The sequence below is a fragment of the Xenorhabdus sp. TS4 genome, assembly GCF_014467265.1.
GTDB lineage: Bacteria > Pseudomonadota > Gammaproteobacteria > Enterobacterales > Enterobacteriaceae > Xenorhabdus > Xenorhabdus ehlersii.
The window spans coordinates 1-740 of the sequence record NZ_NKHQ01000111.1 but is presented as its reverse complement, the minus strand read 5'-3'; the positions used below and the strand labels follow the sequence as shown (position 1 = coordinate 740).

Sequence of the window (740 nt, the reverse complement as noted above, 5' to 3'; positions counted from 1 at the left end):
CCCCCGCAGCCTCTCGCAGAACGGTACGTGAGCCTCTCGACTCATACCGCTCCCATCAAGCAAACGTGCCTGTCATTCCTGCCCGCCAATGGGCAAACAACCCCTGATGCTGCTTTGCAATCCTTTGAAGCAGTTTTGAAGCCTGGGTTTTATGCCTGCTCAGTGCCTTGTACTTTCGTCTGGCCCAGCGCACTAAGGCTTTGTTGAGTTGCCTGAATACCTTATACAGCTCTGAACGACAAAATTGACCATAATAGCTCAACCATCCACTTATCATGGGATTTAGCCAGTTTGCCATCTGTGTTAAGTTCAGTTCTGTCCGCATTCGGATCTTCAACTTGCGAATTTTGAATCTCATGGCCTTTTGCGCCGTTTTGCTGACTGCTGGCATAAAACTCACAAACAGGCTGTTCCTTTTGCGGTTCTTCACCAATCTTGGCCTGAATGTGTATCCAAGGAAATCGAAACTGATGTGTTCATACCTGCCCTTTCGGTCCCCATCCTTGCAGTAGGCAATCCGGGTTTTGTCCGGGTGCAGTTCCAGTCCACACTCACTGAAACGTCGCTCCAGTATTTTCCGTATTTCTCTGGCCTGAGCTTCATTCTGACAGTGAACCAGACCATCATCGGCATAACGACACCACTTCAGCCGGGGATGATGCTTTTGCATCCACTTGTCGAACACATAATGCAGGAACAGATTTGCCAGCACCGGGCTGATAACTCCTCCCTGTGGGGTG

At 49.9% G+C, this 740-nt stretch carries 1 protein-coding gene; it reads right to left on the bottom strand.

What is annotated here, in order from left to right:
* Positions 1-55: 55 nt before the first annotated feature.
* Positions 56-740 (bottom strand): reverse transcriptase domain-containing protein (locus Xets_RS19540; RefSeq protein WP_255430700.1); only part of this gene is annotated, 685 nt, incomplete at its 5' end.